Genomic DNA, 17,861 nt, shown 5'->3' with positions numbered 1-17,861 from the left:
GTTTTGAAATTCATAATCCAACTATTTATTAAATTAATTGATATGAAAAAACACTTTCTTATATTATTCGGATTGATTACCTCGATTTCTGTTGCGCAAACTAATATTTACGGACCTACGATTTCGTACCAAACGCAAAGTGGAAATATGGCAAAAATTGGTGGTTTTTATTTACATAATTCAAATAATAATTTTACATATAAAATTGATGCAACTGCAAATTTGGCTCATTTTAGAAATAAATTTGTAGCTATTCCAGAAGTTGGATTAACGTATTATCCAAAGACAGATTATTTAATTATACCTATGATTGAAGCAGAAGTTTCGCCTTATACCGTAACTCCAAAAGTTGGATTTTCTGTATTAACAATCATCGATTTTACTTTTGGATATGGAATTGAAACCAACACGAAAAAGGATTTAAAACCTATAGAAGGTTTTACGTTTTCTTTTGGTTTGAATATTCCTTTGAAGTGGTAAAATATATTTAAGACAAAAAAATCGGCTTTTGCCGATTTTTTTGTCTTAATAATTGAAACGTCGTTTTTTATTTAATTCCTTTTCGTTTTCTAAAATTTCTGCAGGAACAACTTTCAAAAATGATGGATGCTGTTCAATTGCGAATTCAATTTTTTCAACAATAACATCAATAGAATCATTATCGTAATCAATATCTAAAGGCTCTTTGATTACCATTGATTGTAGAATTCCTTTCTTCTTTAACCAAATTCCTTTTTTATCAAAAGATCTTCTAAAACCGTCAATCACAATCGGAACAACAATCGGTCGGTGTTCTTTAATAATATGAGCGGTTCCTTTACGTACAGGTTTAAATGATTTGGTTGTTCCTTGCGGAAATGTAATTACCCAACCGTCATTTAAAGCAATTTTAATATTCTCAGTATCATTTGGATTTACAGCTTTTTTTTCTGCAACGTCTTTTCCTTTTTCGCGCCAAGTTCGTTCTACGGTAATCGCACCAGCATAACTCATTATTCGAGGTAGAATTCCAGATTTCATGGTTTCTTTAGCAGAAACAAAATAAATATTCAATTTGGGATTCCAAATGTAAAATACATTTTTAATACTATCAACTCGTCCTTTTAAACTTGCATTAAAAACATGAAACATAGAAACAACATCAGCAAAATAGGTCTGATGATTTGAAATAAAAAGCACATTCGTTTCTGGTAAACTTTTTATAATTTCAGAGCCTTCAATACTTAATTCGTTAAATCCTCTATATCGCTTATGCGTAATAAATCCAAAGATTCTTATGAGCCATTTTTTAAAAAGAAGTACATGCCCGAACGGATCTTTTCTCAATAATCCCATAAATTTCATTTTTAGTACAATCTACAAATTTACAAAAGACTTTTTTATATAACATTATTTATAGTCTGTTTTATTTCACTTAAAATCATTGCAGTTGCTCCCCAAACGATGTGTTCTGAAATTATAAATGCGGGAACTTCAATTTCATTTGCATATGAAGTTGTCATTTTCACATTAGATATCAATCGATTATCTAATAAATCGTGAATTGGTAACTCTAAAATATGAGAAACTTCTCGTGTATCTATTTTTGGTATAATTGTTTCTGTTGTAATTCCCATAAATGGAGAAACTAAAAAATTGCTTGGAGGAATATACAATTCAGAAAATGGCTTTATAATTTCAATTTTATCTCTTGAAATTCCGACTTCTTCTTCCGTTTCTCTCAAAGCAGTTTCTTGTAATGTACTATCAAATATTTCCATTTTACCTCCAGGAAAAGAAATCTGAGCAGAATGTACACCTACATATTCTGAACGAACGATTAATAATAAATAGGTTTGCGTATCTTTGGGGTAAAATAAAGAAAGAACCGCGGATTTTCTAGGATTATGAATGGAATAGTCATAATTTTCATAATATTTTAATCGCTCTAATGGAGCCATTTTTTTATGAGCTTCTGAAGAAAGCAAAGGTTCTTTTTCAATTTTAGGGATTAATTCTAAGAATTTATCGAATAACATAAATCATTTTCTTAAGTAGAAATAAAAGTAAAAAAATTAAATATATTTATATCCTAAAAATAAATTAAAATGTTCAGTAAAGAAGAAGTACAACAACTTAAAAGACAATTTTGGATTGATTTTGCAGAAGCTTATCCAAGAAAATGGTTGTTGTTTGATACAAAAATCAAAGATTTTGCGTTTAAGTTTTATGTAGATAACAAAAAAGCAATGGTAATGCTTGATATTGAATGTAAGGACGATGAAAAACGAAAAATTTATTACGAAAAAATTGAATCTCTTCGAACAATTCTTTGGGAAGAGCATGTTCCTGATGCGCTTTTTGAAAGAAACTTATATTTAGAAAGTGGAAAATTAATCAGTCGTATTTGGGTTGAATTAGATCAAGTGAGTTCAAATAATAAAAAAACTTGGCCACGAATTTTTGAATTCTTCAATGAACAAATGAATGCTTTTGAAATTTTCTTTTATGAATATGAAGATTACATTAAAGATTTGGAATTAAATACCTAAATCAATACATTTAACTTTTACTAAAAACTCGTTGCTAAAAAAAATTTACATACTGTTTTTCTTGATTTTGTGTCTTCAAACAAAAGCACAAAATAGCGATACTATACCTAAAGTAAATTCGGTTGAGAATAATCAAAAACCGCAAAAAAAAAATAACTTTTTTAAATCAATTGAAAATTTAGTTTTCAAAAAAAAATCAACCCAAAAACCGACAACAGTAAAAGAAATTAATAAAGTTGAAACCATCAATTATGGTCCTTTTGAAGGAAAAATCATTCGAAATATTGACATCCAAACCATGGATCCATTTGGTTTTTCGATTGATGATTCGACACAAATACCGAAAAAAAGAATTGAACGACTTGGAAATAAAGCACATTTAAAAACAAAAAAATTTACAATCAGAAATATTTTATTATTTAAGCCTGATCAAAAATTAGATTCTGTAAAAATAAAAGAAAGTGAACGTTTAATGCGTACACAACGTTATATTCGAAGAGTAAAAATCACTCCAATATTAATTCCGAATAATCCTGATTCTGTTGATATCGATATCAAAGTACTAGATGCTTGGAGTATTTACCCAACTGGTTCATTATCTAATTCAGGAGGAAGAATACGTTTGGTTTCTAGAAATTTCGGAGGTTTTGGACACTATTTATCAACACAATACAAAACAAATTTCATACAAAACAAACACGCTTTTCGCGCGCAATATCAAGTAAATAATATCAAAAATACTTTTATCAATGTGGGTGGTTTATACGATATTGACTTTGCTAAAAATCATCAAAAATCAGTTTACGTTGAACGTCCATTTTATTCGCCTCTTGCAAAATATGCTGGTGGAATAACGCTTTCGAAAATTTTCTATAAAGATTCTATTCCTGATGTAAACAACAATTACGAGTTTACGAATATAAAATATAATGTTTATGACGTTTGGGTTGGTAGAGCTTTTAGAATTTCTAAACCCGAAGAAAAAAACATCACAAACTTTATCACATCATTACGATATAATGTAATCAATTATAAAGAGAATCCAATGCCTTCAAATGACCCAGAAGGTTTATATACTGATCAACGTTTTCTTTTAGGTTCACTTGCAATTTCTTCATCGCAATACAAGCAAACTAAATATTTATTCAATTATGGTTTGATTGAAGACGTGAATTATGGTAAAAACTTTTCGATAACTGGAGGTTTGCAATGGAAGAATCGAATTTTAAGACCCTATATAGGTGCGGAATTTTCAATTGGTAAATTTGTTAATGATGATTATTTTGGTGTAAATGTAGAATGGGGAACTTTTTATAACGGAAGCAAAGCTGAACAAAGTGTTTTAAGTATCAAAGGAATGTTTTTCTCAAGAATATATGAATACAGAAATTGGAAATTCAGACAATTTTTCAACCCTGAATTGGTTTATGGTTACAATCGATTGGATTACTCAAAAGATCGAATTAATTTAAATGGAATCGAAAATGGTATTGATGGTTTTTATAGTTATAATTTATTTGGAACCAAGCGTGTTTTGTTGAGTTTTCAAACACAATCTTATGCGCCAGGAAGTATTTTAGGATTTAGATCCAGTCCTTTTTTATCCGCTTCATTAGGATGGTTAGGAGATGAAAACAACAAATTTGTTTCAAATGAAATGTATTCTAAAATAGCCATTGGTATTCTTTTAAATAATGATTATCTAGTTTTTCAGAATATTCAATTTTCAATAGCTCTTTATCCAACAATTCCTGGAAACGGAAGAAACATCATCAAAACAAATAATATACGTAATGATAACTTTGATTTAATGCGTTTCAACTCTGGCCGACCAACTACAGTACCATATCAATAAAAAAAATGATTATCTTTGCAAAATGAAGATGATCCACAAAATACTGTTTTTAATTTTGTTTTCGCAAACTATTTTTGCGCAACAAATCACAGTAAATAATACGTTTACAAACCAACAATTAATCGATGGTTTCATAAACGGAACATGTACTAATGTTTTAAATGTTAATTTCAACGGCTACACTTTTCCTGATGGAATGAAAAGCTGGGGATATTTTAACAAAGCGCAATCAAGTTTTCCTTTCGATGAAGGAATTGTACTGACTACAGGTAAATTATCAGCAGCTCCTGGACCAAGTTTCGCTACTCTAAGCGATGGACCTAGCAGTTGGACTGGAGATATGGATTTACAAAACGCTGTAAATATCAACAATACATACAATGCTTCAAGTTTAATTTTTGATTTTATTCCGACTGCCAATACAATTCGTTTTGATTATATTTTTGCTTCAGAGCAATATTTAATCAACGGAACTCAAAATCAATGTAATTATACAGATGGTTTTGCTTTTATTCTTACGAATATAACTGCCGGAACAACACCTCAAAACCTAGCTTTAGTACCAGGAACAAATACACCAGTAACATCGAGTACAATCCGTGGCGCAGGTGGACTTTGTCCTGCATCAAACGCACAGTATTTTGCTAGTTACAACGACATAAATTCTCCTATTGCATATAATGGAAATACAGTTCCTATGCATGTCGAAACAGCAGTAATTCCAGGAAATACATATCGAATTAAAATCGTAATTGCTGACCAAGGAAATGCACTTTATGATTCTGCTGTTTTTTTAAGAGCAAATAGTTTTAATGCTGAAGTTGATTTAGGTCCTAATAAATTAATTGCAAATAACAACGCATTGTGTGTTAATCAAACTTTAACATTAAATGCAACAACATCTAATGCAACTTATCAATGGTTTAAAAACAATATTTTAATTCCAAATCAAAGTCAAGGTACTTACACTGTAACAGAAGCCGGAATCTATAAAGTAAAAATCACACAACAAAATGGTTGTATTTCTGAAGGTGAAATCACTGTTGAATACGATTTATTTGATTTTGAACAAACAGTTAATTTACAACTTTGTGGAGTAGCTAATGAAAATACCGCTTCTTTCAATATTAATGACGCCATCGAATTAATTACAATTGATCCATTGGACTCAATAAGTTTTTATCAAAATAACAACAATGGAGTTTTATCTGGGGTCATAAATACAGCAATACCTTTTAACGCTACGAATGGAACGCAAGTTTTTGCTCGTATTGTTTCTGAAAGTGGTTGTGAATATGTGGCTACAATTAACTTATTGATCAATTCCGAAAATATTGCTCCAATCAATCAAACGAAATGTGATGCTGATGCTAATTCAACAGATGGATTTACAAGTTTTAATTTGACTGAAATTGCTCAGGAAATTCGTATGCAAAACAATTTCGGTCAAAACCATATGATTGATTTTTATTTAACTACGCAGGATGCAAATAACGAAACCAATCCACTTCCGACTAATTTTACAAATACAATTGCTTATCAACAAGAAATCTTTGCAAAAGTTTCAATTAACGGAACTTGTGTTGCCATTTTAAAAGTTAACTTGAATGTTGTAAATACACAAAACATACCATTACAAGAATTTTCAATTTGTCAAGGTGAAATGTTAACATTAACCGCTTCCAATCAAAATAATAATTACACTTGGAACACTGGAGAAACAGCACAAAGTATTCAAGTTTCTACAGCTGGATTATATACCGTTACCTATTTTTCAATCGAAGGTTGCGAAATTACACAATCATTTAATGTAACTATTTCAAGTGGACCTACAGATGTACAAATAATAACAACTGATTTTAATGAATCTAATAACTCAATAACGATTATTGTCAACGACAACGGTGTTTTTGAATATTCTCTTGATGGAATCAATTATCAATTATCAAATGTTTTCACTGGATTAAGCGTTGGAACTTATACCGTTTATATCCGAGATTTAACTGGCTGTGGAGAAAAAGTTTTAAGTGTTTATATTTTAGATTATCCAAGATTCATTACACCAAATGATGATGGTTTCAATGATACTTGGCGTATTCCAAATTTAACTCGCATGGATCCAAATGCAATTATTTCAATTTTTGACAGATATGGAAAATTATTATACCGAATGAAATCAGAGTTTTCTTGGGACGGTACCAGTAATGGAAAACCAATGCAACCTAGTGATTACTGGTTTTTAGTAAATTTTTCAAATGGTAAAGAATTAAGAGGTCATTTCTCTTTAATCAGATAAAAAATACCCCTTGAAGTATAATCTTCAAGGGGTATTTCATTAATATACAAATTGTAAATTATTTAAACGAAGTAGCTATTTTAAGTAAGGCATCCGGATTTGAAACTCCTTTACTTACATCCATCATTTTAATATCATCATTATCAGAAGTTCCTGTAGAAAGTGGTAATTGCTGTGGAATCTTAGGAGTTTCTCCAAATAAATTTTGATATAAAACAATTGAATTTAAGAAAACCGCATCATTCAACATATGTTTAGAAGTATCCGTAAAACGTAATAAATCTACTTCATTATTCTTAGGATTATAACCTTCTTTTCCTTCATAAGCTGAAGCTAATACAGTAGCAAAATTTATTACTCCAGCATTTGGTAAAGCTTTCGCAGCGTTATTCACATTTTCAATTAAAACAGGCTGATAATCTTTGAAATCAGAACTTCCAAATTCAAAAGGAGCCATTAATTGATATACATAAGTTGCTACACCAGGACTGTTTTTAGCCACTAAGTCATGTAACATTTTAGTATTCGAATTAAATTTATCAACTTCCTGAATCGCGATTGGAGTAGATTCTTGCATGATTACGAAATCAATATAATTTCCATCGGCATCGGTTTGTCCAAACATTTTATCAGCTGCAGATTTATTAGATGAAATAATTTTATCAATTCCTTCACCCATTTGCAACAACGATAAAACTTCAACATTTTTACCATTTTCTTTACAAAGAGCTTCTAAAACTTTTGGAAAACTCACAAAATATTCTGTGTGACTGTTTCCTACAAATAACACACGAACAGTTCCTTCCGATTTAGGAGCTGTTGGTTTTGCAACTGTTTCTTTAGATTCTGAAGATGAATCATTTGAATTTGTTCCATTGGCATCATTTTTCTTATCACAAGAAACTAAAATTGCAATTGCAAATAATGAACTTAATAAAATCATTTTCATAGTGATTGATTTAATTATAAAATATTATTCAAAATTAATAATTTTAAGTTAAAATCAAACTATAAAACAAATAAATGTGTTAATAAATACCAAAAAGAATTTATTTACACAGTTTATTATGAAATCACCAGTAGGCAAAATTATCAAAGACCAAGGACTTTTAGAAGGTTTAAAAATACAAGAAGACTTAAGTAAATTATTAAAGGAATTACATTCTGATTTAATCGAAGCGATGTTACATGACGAACTTGATGCGCATTTAGGTTACTCTAAAAATGAAAAAAATGATAGTAACAATGCGTGTAATGGTTCGACTTCTAAGCGCTTAAAAAGCGAACATGGCGAAACTATAATTTCAGTTCCTTGTGATAGCGACGGAAGTTTTGAATCTATTGTGGTTCCTAAACATCAATCTAAAACCATTCCATCTGAAAATGTGGTAATTCTCTTTACGCTAAAGGGTTAAGTGTATCAGATATCAACAAGAACTTTATGAACTATATGGTTATAAGCTTTCTACTTAATCTATTTCAATTATAACCGACAAGGTTAATCGACAAGGTTAATCGACAAGTTCTTGATTAGCAAAATCGTCCGTTAGACCCGATTTATTGTATTGTTTGGATAGATAGAATCGTATTTAAAGTTCGTCAAGACGGTAAAGTAAACAATAAAACTTTTTATTAAGTTGTTGGTTTGAATCGGGATGGTCACAAGGAAATGCTTGGTATGTGGCTTAGGCAAAATGAATCTGCAGCCTTTTGGCAAGGTGTATTAACAGACTTAAAAGCTCGTGGTGTTGAAAGTATTTTAGTTACAGTAATTGATAATTTAAATCGATTCACACAAGCTACTACACAGATCTGTGTAGTTCATCAACTACTAAGCAATCATGAATTCCGTAATTAAACAATAAAAAAATGAATAAATTAGAAATTCTGCAAGATATGTGGTTTGGAAAGATAAGAAGAAGTTTACTTCAGACATGAACTGATTTACAACGCTCTTAATAGAGAAATGGCAGCTCAAGAATTAGAACGTTTTGCTGAAAAATGGAATCAAAAATATCCGTATGCAATTCAATCTTGGAGAAATAATTATCTCATGTGATTCTATTTTAAATTAGAACTCGATGAGTCTTTGATTTGGGATGAATTTACCGTAATCTTTGATTTCCCAATCGAAATTAGAAAAATTATATACACCACAAATTTAATTGAAAATTTAAACGGTAAAATCAGATAATATACCAAAAACAAGATGGTATTTTCTACTGATGAGGCATTAAAAAAATCAGTATACCTTTCTTTAATGCAAATTACTAAAAAATGGACACAACCAATTCATAATTGGGACGTAATTTTAAATGAATTTTTAGCGATATTTGAAAAAAGGGTTCAACTGTAAAAACAGTCAAACCCATCTTAATTCTGTTTACATAAAATTCTGGACAGTGTTAACAAAATGAATCCGAAACAAAATCGGACTCATTTTTATAACATTTAATTTTTAATCTGTTCAAACTTTTGGGTGCAGTTCAATTTTTAGTTTATTACAAAATGTTTTTTTGCGTGATAAAAAAAACTCCCAAAAATTGAGAGTTTTTAAATTTATTGAATGGTGTAGATTACACTTTCTCTTTTTGCGATGTGAAAATAACCTAAAGGAAAATCATCAGTATTAGTTGTGTTTGTAATATTACCTTTTAATGTTCCGGTTGGTGTTGCAAAAGGATTTCCGCTTGCAGCAGCATTACTAAACATTTTGTTTAAATAATTGTAATAATCTTTATCGATTTTGGTTAACCAATAATAATATGTTACACCTAATTGATCTTCTTCAGCAAAAAATAAATCATAACTTAAATTCCCATTTGTAAATTGGTCGTTACTGATGTTAAACTCATTTTCATCATCATTTTTAATTTGTGAAAGATAATAGTCTTCTTCGTTTGGATCATCTTGATAATAAAAACGAATTTCATAATCTTTACCAGAAAAACCAGCATTGTTTATTTGCTCAACATTTTGAATAATTGGAGCTTGTGTAACATTTGAAAAGGCTTTGTAAACTTTGCCATCATAAGAAATGTTCAATTCATATTCGTTTAAAACATTCGGATTAAAAGCATTGTTTTCATAATTTCCGTTTGATGTGTACGTAAACGGATAATTGATATTTGTATTTAAATCTTTTATTGTAACAGTTGCTGTCGAAATATACTCGTAAGATGTTGCATAAAAAGGAGCCGAATAATACAATCTGATTTTGTTATAATTATTTTCACCAACAAAAATATTGGCGTCAATAACCACACGTTTTTCATACTGATTTAAATCTAAATCAATCACATCTTCACAACTTGTAAAAAATAAACTACAAGCAATTACTAAAGTATATAAGATTTTTTTCATGATTTAAAATTTAAAATTATACGTTACACTTGGTACAATTCCGAAAATAGAAAGTTTAACAGCTTCTGTTTTTTCTCTAAAATCTTCATTTTCTCTAAAGCTGATTGAAGCTGCATTTTTACGTCCGTAAACATTATAAATACTAAAAACCCATTCGCTTTTCCATCTTTTTTTGCTGTCTGGATTGGGAACATAAGTAGCAGAAATGTCTAAATGATGAAATGCAGGTAAACTATAATTGTTTCTTTCATCAAAATCGTTAATCGTTTGGTCTAAAAATTCATATTTAGCAACCGGATACGTTACTGGACGACCCGATTGTAAAATAAAACTTCCGCTTAACGACCATTTTTTGTTTAATTCATAATTTCCAACAATGGTTAAATCATGCGTTCTGTCATATGGTGTTCGATACCATTCTCCATGATTAATTCCGACTTCGCCAGGTGTTTTTCCAATGGTTTTTTGTTCCGATTTTGAAATCGTGTATGCAACCCAACCATTGAATTTACCATAGTTTTTACGGAATAAAAATTCAACTCCGTAAGCTCTTGTTTTTCCGTTAAGTAAAACTTGTTCGATAGCTTTATTTCCGATTAAATCTGCGCCATCAATATAATCTAAACGGTTTTTTCCGTCTTTGTAATACGCTTCAATTTCTAAACTATAATTATTGTCTTTAAAGTTTTGAAAAAATCCAGCCGCATATTGATACACAATTTGTGGTTTCACATACGGGCCACTTGGTTCCCAAATATCTAAAGGTGTCGCAGCATTTGTATTAGAAATTACATGAATGTATTGCGCCATTTTACTGAAACTGAATTTCAAAGATTGCTCTTCTTGGGTTTGTACAGAAAGTGCAATTCTTGGTTCGAAATTATCAAAGAAGCTTATTTTTTTATTTGTACCGTAAAATGTTTGACTAATTGGAGTAGCTTTTTCGTACGCGTCGGTTTGTGGATTATAAATAACTGGATTGTTGTTGGCGTAATTGTTAATTTCTTCTTTACCTAAACGATAAAATTGAGAATAACGAACCCCATAATTCACACGGAAAATGGAACTTAATTCTTGTTCTGCTTCAATAAAAACAGAAGGTTCAAATGCGAATTTATTAGGTATTTTGTAATAATTTACTTGTGAATCTGCAGAAATTGGTTCAATAGTTCCTGGATTAAATTTATAATATTGTGCTTGAATTCCATATTTTAAATCTAACTTATCTGAAATATTTTGGTCAATATGATATTTGAAATCATAATTTGTTAGTCCAGAATTCCAATCAAAACCTACAAAGCCAAGCGTTAAATTATATTGATAATCGGTGAAATTAGCATATAATTTTCCTTTGATGTTTTCGTTGAATCTATGGTTGTAATTTGCAGAAACAATTGTATTACCGAAATTATTATTAAAAGCAGTATTAAATTTAAAAATATCTCTACCAAAATATGAAGTCAAATTTAAGTTGTTGTAGTCGTCAAATTTGTAACTTAATTTGGCGTTTAAATCATAAAAATATGCGGTACTTTTAATATCTGTTAACTTTAAAAATAAATGAGCATAAGAACCTCTTCCAGAAAGTAAATAAGAAAATTTATCTTTAATAATTGGGCCTTCAACAGTTAAACGACTTGATAAAAGACCGATTCCACCATAAGCACTGAAGTTTTCATAACTTCCGACTTTCTGGTCAATTTCCAAAACAGATGAAGCTCTTCCGCCATAACGCGCAGGAATACCACCTTTGTATAATTTGATATTTCGAACCGCATCGTTATTGAAAACCGAGAAAAATCCATACAAATGAGAAGAACTAAATACATTGGTTTGATCTAAAAGCAAAAGATTTTGATCCGAACCACCACCACGAACGTTAAACCCAGAAGTTCCTTCGCCCGAGTTTACAACTCCAGGTAAAAGTAAAATCGATTTTAGAATATCGGTTTCTCCTAAAACAACAGGAAGTTTTTTGATTTCAGCTGCAGTTAATGTATTTACACTCATTTCTGGCTTACGAACATCAATCTTTTTGCCGTCTGCGTAAATTACAATTTCATCTAAATATTCATCTCCTAAACTTTTTAGTTGAATGTTTAAATTTTGATCTTTAGTAATTGTAACGTTTTGTTGAAAACTTTCAAAACCTAAATATTCAGCAAATATGGTATAATCTCCAGCTGCTAAATCGGTTTCAAAATTACCTTGTGAATCGGTAGTTAATTCTCTGTTTATTTCTGAAATGTAAATAACAACATCTGCAAGTGATTCATTGTTATTGTTTTTAACTTTTCCGTTAAGTTTAAAAAGCACTTGAGCAGAGAGCGAATAACTAAAAATAAAGAAAAGTAAAAGATAAAGATTCTTTTTCATTTTTTTGTGTATATGGTTTTTTATTTAATTTGTTTTTTTAGCCATATCGGAAGGATAAATTCCTTTGCCAAATGCGCCCATTTATAATTTTTATAATTTGAATGGTTGATCCATGCCATTTCTTCAATTTCATTTTGAATTTGGATGTTATCTAAGTTAGTATCAATTACTTCAAATAAGTTACCACAAACGCGCGTATTTTTTTCATTAACTGCTTCTGTTTCATGACTACCTAAAAAAACACACTTAGATTCATCAATGTTTAATTGGATTTCTTCTAATAATTCTCTTTTTAAAGTTTCGAAATGATTTTCGTTATTATTTACTTTACCACCAGGTAATTGAAAATAAGTTGAGTTTTTTTTTCGTACCAATAAGATTTCATTTTTTGTATTAAGGATCATTGCCGAAGCAATTGTAATTTTATTCATTTTACTTTTGATATATTTTATTAAAGATGATTTCGAAACATAGTTAAAACTGAGAATTTTTGGTTTTAGTATGTTTAAAAAATTTAAAATTGAAATTTTGATATTCTTTGAATTAAAAAATGCTGTCTGATAATTCTATCTAAACAGCATTTGATTTTTATTTAACTTCTTGAATTTTGAAATCATCTTCAGATTTATATGGCGTGACTTCCATGGTTTTCGTAACGTCAACTTGAGCTTCACCTACAACTTCTTCGTCATAATCTTCTTCATTATAATCTTCTTCATTTTTTATTGCATCAATTTCTTCTTGTGTGTATTGATGATATGTGTTGAATTTTTTGTCCTTTTTGTCGTAAACCAAAGCTTTTTTGAAATATTGTGTTTTAATAATCAAACCGTCACAAGGAGAAGGAACCAATTTTAATTCATCCATATATATTTTTGAACCTACTTTATATGAATTAATAGTTGGTAAGTCATATTCATAATCTTCAATGTATAAAAGTTCACCTTTGTGATTGAAAACTACCAATTTAGAACTTTTGAAATCATTACTTTCTATAATAATTGCTAAATCATCTTCTTCGTTGTCATCATTTGTAAAATCACCAAATGCAAAAACATTTTTGGCACGATCCGATATTTTAGTTAAGAAATAAGTACCGTCTAAAAAGTTGTTATATTCCATAAAATCATAAATATGTGCTTTATAATTATCTGGAATTGCGTCGAATTCTGACACAGAAAATAAACTGTTTATTGCTGCAACTCTTTCTTCTGCAGATAATTCAATTTGCTCATTTTTATAATCTTGTGTTTTTTTATAAACAAAAAAGAAAATTCCAATTCCAAGGGCAATTACTAAAGCAATAATTGAAATAATAATTAGAATTAATTTTTTATTAGATTTTTTTTGAGGTTCAAATGAATTATGTCCAGTCTCAGTTTTATCGTTTAAATTTTCCACTAGTTTCGTTTTTATTTTTTTTAACAAATATAAAATCTAATAATTAAATAAAATGTTATTTTAGTAAAAAAATATATCATGAAAATGAATTATAAAAGTTTTATTATTACTTTTTTTATGTTAACAGGTTGTTATACAATAGATGCTCAAGAAGTTGAACAGAAAAAGAACACGGTTTATTTAGATGTTTCGGCCTTGATAGTTCCTCCAAATCGGTTATCAATCGGTTATATGAGAAATTTTGGTAGTAATTATTTTGCAGGAATTGAATTAGGGCATTCAATAGATAGATACAATGGAAGAAGTAATGGTGATTCGGAAGATTATATGTTGTTTGCTTATCGATTACAGTTTGGATATATTTTTAATCCAAATCAAAGATTTCAAAATTATGTATCTGTAGATTTTATTCAAATCCATCATACAGAAACTTTATTTGATGATTATTTTAAAAGTAGTGAGCGAAATAATCAAGGAAATGAAGTACTATTTGAATATGATGAGATAAAATTTAAACGAGAAAAAATTGCTTTTAATGTAAATTATGGCTTTTTTGCTCATTTTAATAAATCAAAAACTTTTGGTATAAATCCATCTTTCGGTTTTGGAGTTAAATTTGTGGATGTTACTTTTTCTGATCCTGTTAATTTAAGTTTAAGAGACGAAGATTCTAACTTTTGGGATTTTGGTAGTAGATACCGAAAAGAAGGACAACAAACAAATATTAATGGAAATTTACAAGTAAAATTATTTTATAAATTTTAAATGAAAAGCCCACTTTGATAATTTCAAGTGGGCTTTTTCATTAATAAGCTATATTAAATTAAAAGCAATATTCATTTTCTGCGATTACTTTATCAGCAATAATATCGCGTAAAGCAACTACGTTTGGCATATTGTCGTATTTTGTAAAACGGCGTAATCCCATTAACATCATGCGTTGTTCATCACCTTCAGCAAAAGAAGCAATTCCTTCTTTTCCTTTGTTGTTAATGATATCTGTTGCATGGTATAAGTATAAACGTGTCATTGCAATTTGAATTTTTGCAGCATCTTCACCAATTTTAGCAACTAATTTTTCGGTTCTTAAAATGGCAGATTCTGCCATATAAATTTCAATTAACATATCAGATGCAGCCATTAATAATTGTTGGTGTTTATCTAATTCAGTTCCATATTTTTGAACTGCTGATCCAGCAACCATTAAGAAAGCTTTTTTCAATTTCGCTAATAATGCTTTTTCTTCAGCAAATAATTCATCGTAATCTGGAGTTGAAAAATCTGGAATTCCCATTAATTCTTCTCCAACAGCCATTGCAGGTCCTAGTAAATCTACGTGACCTTTCATCGCTTTTTTAATTAACATACCAACAGTTAACATTCTGTTGATTTCGTTTGTTCCTTCGTAAATACGAGAAATACGAGCATCTCTCCAAGCAGATTCCATTGGTGTATCTTCAGAGAATCCCATTCCACCAAAAATTTGAATTCCTTCGTCAGCACAAGATTGTACATCTTCTGAAACTGCAACTTTTAAGATAGAACATTCAATAGCGAATTCTTCAACACCTTTTAATTCAGCTTCTTGATGTGAAGCTCCTTCAGCTAAACGCGCATTGATTCTGTTTTCGATATCTCCAGCAGCTCTGTAAGATGCAGATTCTCCAACATAAGCATTTGTAGCCATTTCAGCAATTTTAGAACGAATAGCTCCGAAGTTTGCAATTGGAGTTTTAAACTGAATGCGTTCGTTAGCGTATTTTACTGAGTTAGTAATCAAACGACGTTGTGAATCTAAACAAGCTGCAGCAAGTTTAATACGACCAACATTTAAGGCATTCATTGCAATTTTAAATCCTTCACCACGACCAGCCAACATATTTTCAACCGGAACTAAGGTATCGTTATAAAAAACTTGACGTGTTGAACTTGCACGAATTCCTAATTTGTGTTCTTCTTCACCTAAAGTGATTCCGTTTGAATTGTTCGGGTCGTATTCAACGATGAATCCCGTAATGTTTTTATCGTCTTCGATACGTGCGAAAACAATCATTACATTACAGAAACCAGCATTAGAAATCCACATTTTTTGTCCGTTGATTTTATAATGCTTTCCGTCTGGAGTTAATTCAGCTTTTGTTTTTCCTGAATTTGCATCAGAACCCGCTCCTGGTTCAGTTAAACAGTAAGCACCAAACCATTCGCCTGAAGCTAATTTAGGAACGTATTTATTTTTTTGTTCTGTTGTACCGTATAAAGTAATTGGCATCGTTCCAATTCCTGTATGAGCTCCGAAAGCAGTAGAGAAAGATCCTGTTGCTCCAGAAATATAATCACAAGTTAACATGGTAGAAACGAATCCCATTCCTAAACCACCAAACTCTTCAGGAACAGCTACGCCTAAGAATCCTAAATCTCCAGCTTTACGCATACATTCTTCTGTGAAGGCGTAATCTTTTTTCTCGAAACGTTCTTTGTTTGGCCAAATTTCGCGGTCAATAAATTCTTTAACTGAATCGCGCATCATAACTTGTTCTTCAGAAAAATCTTCTGGAGTAAAAATGTTTTGTGAAAGGGTTTCTTTTACTAAGAATTGACCTCCTCTTGTGATATTTGCCATAATTTTATGTTTTTAAGATGAAAAGAAATGAAAAAGCTTCCGTCCCTATTTCAAGTTCAACTAATTGTTTGGTTAATCGTTTTTAATAATGTTTTTATTATGCTTTATAAGTAAAGTAGTGTCTTTATTATGTTTTATAAAAAAATGTAGTGTTTTATTATGTTTTACGAATAAAGCAGTGTTTTTATTATGTTTAAAATTGTAGTGTTTTATAATTTATAATAGTTCATAAATACCAGCAGTTCCTTGACCTGTACCTACGCACATAGTTACCATTCCGTATTTGTTACCACGACGTTTCATTTCGTCGAATAACTGAACAGATAATTTGGCACCTGTACAACCTAGCGGATGTCCTAAAGCAATTGCACCTCCGTTAACGTTGATGATTTCTGGATTTAAATCTAACTCACGAATTACAGCTAATGATTGAGAAGCAAATGCTTCGTTAAGTTCGATTAAATCTATTTCGTTTTGTTTTAAACCTGCTTGCAGTAACGCTTTTGGAATAGCTTTTACAGGACCGATTCCCATAATTCGAGGTTCAACACCAGCGGAAGCAAAAGTTACCAAACGAGCAATTGGCTCTAAGTTTAATTCTTTTACCATATCTTCAGACATTACTAATACAAACGCTGCTCCGTCAGACATTTGTGATGAGTTACCAGCTGTAACTGTTCCGTCAGCTGCGAAAACTGGACGTAATTTAGCTAATGCTTCAACACTTGTTCCTGCTCGAGGTCCCTCATCTTTAGAAACGGTGTAAGAAGTTGTTTCTTTTTTACCTTTTTCATTTATAAAGGTTTGATCTACTGTGATTGGAATAATTTGCGAATCAAATTTTCCTTCTGCCTGAGCTTTTAAGGCTTTCATGTGTGATTCAAAAGCAAATTTATCTTGGTCTTCACGAGAAATGTTGAATTGTTTTGCAACAGCTTCTGCTGTTAAACCCATTCCCCAGTAGTAATCTTCATGTCCTTCTTTAGCAACACCGTAATCTGGTGTAGCACGATAACCTCCCATTGGGATAAAACTCATAGACTCAGCTCCACCAGCAATGATACAATGCGCCATTCCTGATTGGATTTTTGCTGTTGCCATTCCGATAGTCTCTAATCCAGATGCGCAATAACGATTTACAGTTACTCCAGGAACATCGTTCACTTTTAATCCCATTAATGAAATTAAACGTCCCATGTTTAAACCTTGTTCTGCTTCTGGCATCGCATTTCCAACCATAACGTCGTCAATACGTTTTTTATCTAATTGTGGCACTTTATTCATCATAAATTCGATGGTTTCGGCAGCCAACTCATCCGGTCTTTTAAAACGGAATAATCCTTTAGGTGCTTTACCTACGGCCGTTCTGTATGCTTTAACTATATATGCTGTTTTCATTTATTTAAGTATTAAGATTGT

15 protein-coding genes and 1 pseudogene are annotated in these 17,861 nt (G+C 30.5%); 7 read left to right on the top strand and 9 right to left on the bottom strand.

The window, feature by feature from the left end; translation table 11 throughout:
• Positions 1–42: 42 nt before the first annotated feature.
• Positions 43–480 (top strand): hypothetical protein, encoded by a 438-nt coding sequence (locus HW119_RS15330; RefSeq protein WP_177765906.1) that lies wholly within the window; start codon positions 43–45, stop codon positions 478–480.
• 45 nt (positions 481–525) lie between these two features.
• Here HW119_RS15330 and HW119_RS15325 read toward each other — a convergent pair whose 3' ends face one another.
• Both HW119_RS15325 and HW119_RS15320 read right to left on the bottom strand, forming a co-directional pair.
• Positions 526–1,335, bottom strand: coding sequence for a lysophospholipid acyltransferase family protein (locus tag HW119_RS15325; RefSeq protein WP_177765903.1), 810 nt, complete (start codon positions 1,333–1,335; stop codon positions 526–528).
• A 44-nt stretch (positions 1,336–1,379) separates the two neighbouring features.
• Positions 1,380–2,018, bottom strand: coding sequence for an NUDIX hydrolase (locus tag HW119_RS15320; protein WP_177765900.1), 639 nt, complete (start codon positions 2,016–2,018; stop codon positions 1,380–1,382).
• 69 nt (positions 2,019–2,087) lie between these two features.
• Here HW119_RS15320 and HW119_RS15315 point away from each other — a divergent pair, with 69 nt between their 5' ends.
• From HW119_RS15315 to HW119_RS15305, 3 genes are all read left to right on the top strand, one after another.
• The gene (locus HW119_RS15315) at positions 2,088–2,531 is read left to right on the top strand and encodes a DUF4268 domain-containing protein (protein ID WP_177765897.1); all 444 of its coding nucleotides are present in this window, start codon (positions 2,088–2,090) and stop codon (positions 2,529–2,531) included.
• 67 nt (positions 2,532–2,598) lie between these two features.
• Complete coding sequence (locus HW119_RS15310) at positions 2,599–4,386, top strand: hypothetical protein (RefSeq protein WP_177765894.1); 1,788 nt, start codon at positions 2,599–2,601, stop codon at positions 4,384–4,386.
• A 22-nt stretch (positions 4,387–4,408) separates the two neighbouring features.
• The gene (locus tag HW119_RS15305) at positions 4,409–6,682 is read left to right on the top strand and encodes a T9SS type B sorting domain-containing protein (RefSeq protein ID WP_177765892.1); all 2,274 of its coding nucleotides are present in this window, start codon (positions 4,409–4,411) and stop codon (positions 6,680–6,682) included.
• 58 nt (positions 6,683–6,740) lie between these two features.
• Here the strand turns inward: HW119_RS15305 and HW119_RS15300 are convergent, their stop codons facing one another.
• Positions 6,741–7,631, bottom strand: coding sequence for a hypothetical protein (locus HW119_RS15300; RefSeq protein ID WP_177765890.1), 891 nt, complete (start codon positions 7,629–7,631; stop codon positions 6,741–6,743).
• A 118-nt stretch (positions 7,632–7,749) separates the two neighbouring features.
• Here HW119_RS15300 and HW119_RS16880 point away from each other — a divergent pair, with 118 nt between their 5' ends.
• Together HW119_RS16880 and HW119_RS16985 are read left to right on the top strand one after the other, a co-directional pair.
• Positions 7,750–8,097 carry a transposase gene (locus HW119_RS16880; protein ID WP_317171492.1) on the top strand — a complete coding sequence of 116 codons (348 nt, stop codon included), beginning with the start codon at positions 7,750–7,752 and terminating at the stop codon, positions 8,095–8,097.
• Between the two features lie 140 nt (positions 8,098–8,237).
• Positions 8,238–8,876 (top strand): annotated as a pseudogene (locus HW119_RS16985) (transposase).
• Between the two features lie 365 nt (positions 8,877–9,241).
• Here the strand turns inward: HW119_RS16985 and HW119_RS15290 are convergent.
• The 4 genes from HW119_RS15290 to HW119_RS15275 all read right to left on the bottom strand — a co-directional run bounded on the left by HW119_RS15290 (position 9,242) and on the right by HW119_RS15275 (position 13,822).
• Entirely contained in the window at positions 9,242–10,045 is an 804-nt protein-coding gene (locus HW119_RS15290) for a DUF4249 family protein (RefSeq protein ID WP_177765888.1), read from the bottom strand.
• 3 nt (positions 10,046–10,048) lie between these two features.
• The gene (locus HW119_RS15285; RefSeq protein ID WP_177765886.1) at positions 10,049–12,421 is read right to left on the bottom strand and encodes a carboxypeptidase-like regulatory domain-containing protein; all 2,373 of its coding nucleotides are present in this window, start codon (positions 12,419–12,421) and stop codon (positions 10,049–10,051) included.
• A gap of 20 nt (positions 12,422–12,441) precedes the next feature.
• Entirely contained in the window at positions 12,442–12,852 is a 411-nt protein-coding gene (locus tag HW119_RS15280; RefSeq protein ID WP_177765883.1) for an NUDIX hydrolase, read from the bottom strand.
• A 157-nt stretch (positions 12,853–13,009) separates the two neighbouring features.
• On the bottom strand, positions 13,010–13,822 hold the full coding sequence (locus HW119_RS15275; RefSeq protein ID WP_177765880.1) for a hypothetical protein: 813 nt from the start codon (positions 13,820–13,822) through the stop codon (positions 13,010–13,012).
• Positions 13,823–13,900: 78 nt separating this feature from the next.
• Here HW119_RS15275 and HW119_RS15270 point away from each other — a divergent pair, with 78 nt between their 5' ends.
• Positions 13,901–14,587, top strand: coding sequence for a hypothetical protein (locus HW119_RS15270; protein ID WP_177765878.1), 687 nt, complete (start codon positions 13,901–13,903; stop codon positions 14,585–14,587).
• A 58-nt stretch (positions 14,588–14,645) separates the two neighbouring features.
• Here HW119_RS15270 and HW119_RS15265 read toward each other — a convergent pair whose 3' ends face one another.
• Together HW119_RS15265 and HW119_RS15260 are read right to left on the bottom strand one after the other, a co-directional pair.
• The gene (locus HW119_RS15265) at positions 14,646–16,442 is read right to left on the bottom strand and encodes an acyl-CoA dehydrogenase family protein (protein ID WP_177765876.1); all 1,797 of its coding nucleotides are present in this window, start codon (positions 16,440–16,442) and stop codon (positions 14,646–14,648) included.
• A 216-nt stretch (positions 16,443–16,658) separates the two neighbouring features.
• Positions 16,659–17,840, bottom strand: coding sequence for an acetyl-CoA C-acyltransferase (locus HW119_RS15260; protein ID WP_177765875.1), 1,182 nt, complete (start codon positions 17,838–17,840; stop codon positions 16,659–16,661).
• Between the last annotated feature and the right edge of the window lie 21 nt (positions 17,841–17,861).

Source organism: Flavobacterium sp. I3-2 (assembly GCF_013389595.1).
In the GTDB taxonomy this organism is placed as follows: Bacteria; Bacteroidota; Bacteroidia; order Flavobacteriales; family Flavobacteriaceae; genus Flavobacterium.
Note: the sequence above shows the minus strand (reverse complement) of the source record. Positions and strands in the feature narration are given on the sequence as shown.

Bases quoted from the DNA above. Each gene is read 5' to 3' on its own strand.
- HW119_RS15330 (WP_177765906.1), top strand. From the start codon at position 43: ATGAAAAAACACTTTCTTATATTATTCGGATTGATTACCTCGATTTCT.
- HW119_RS15325 (WP_177765903.1), bottom strand. From the start codon at position 1,335: ATGGGATTATTGAGAAAAGATCCGTTCGGGCATGTACTTCTTTTTAAA.
- HW119_RS15320 (WP_177765900.1), bottom strand. From the start codon at position 2,018: ATGTTATTCGATAAATTCTTAGAATTAATCCCTAAAATTGAAAAAGAA.
- HW119_RS15315 (WP_177765897.1), top strand. From the start codon at position 2,088: ATGTTCAGTAAAGAAGAAGTACAACAACTTAAAAGACAATTTTGGATT.
- HW119_RS15305 (WP_177765892.1), top strand. From the start codon at position 4,409: ATGAAGATGATCCACAAAATACTGTTTTTAATTTTGTTTTCGCAAACT.
- HW119_RS15300 (WP_177765890.1), bottom strand. From the start codon at position 7,631: ATGAAAATGATTTTATTAAGTTCATTATTTGCAATTGCAATTTTAGTT.
- HW119_RS16880 (WP_317171492.1), top strand. From the start codon at position 7,750: ATGAAATCACCAGTAGGCAAAATTATCAAAGACCAAGGACTTTTAGAA.
- HW119_RS15290 (WP_177765888.1), bottom strand. From the start codon at position 10,045: ATGAAAAAAATCTTATATACTTTAGTAATTGCTTGTAGTTTATTTTTT.
- HW119_RS15285 (WP_177765886.1), bottom strand. From the start codon at position 12,421: ATGAAAAAGAATCTTTATCTTTTACTTTTCTTTATTTTTAGTTATTCG.
- HW119_RS15280 (WP_177765883.1), bottom strand. From the start codon at position 12,852: ATGAATAAAATTACAATTGCTTCGGCAATGATCCTTAATACAAAAAAT.
- HW119_RS15270 (WP_177765878.1), top strand. From the start codon at position 13,901: ATGAAAATGAATTATAAAAGTTTTATTATTACTTTTTTTATGTTAACA.
- HW119_RS15265 (WP_177765876.1), bottom strand. From the start codon at position 16,442: ATGGCAAATATCACAAGAGGAGGTCAATTCTTAGTAAAAGAAACCCTT.
- HW119_RS15260 (WP_177765875.1), bottom strand. From the start codon at position 17,840: ATGAAAACAGCATATATAGTTAAAGCATACAGAACGGCCGTAGGTAAA.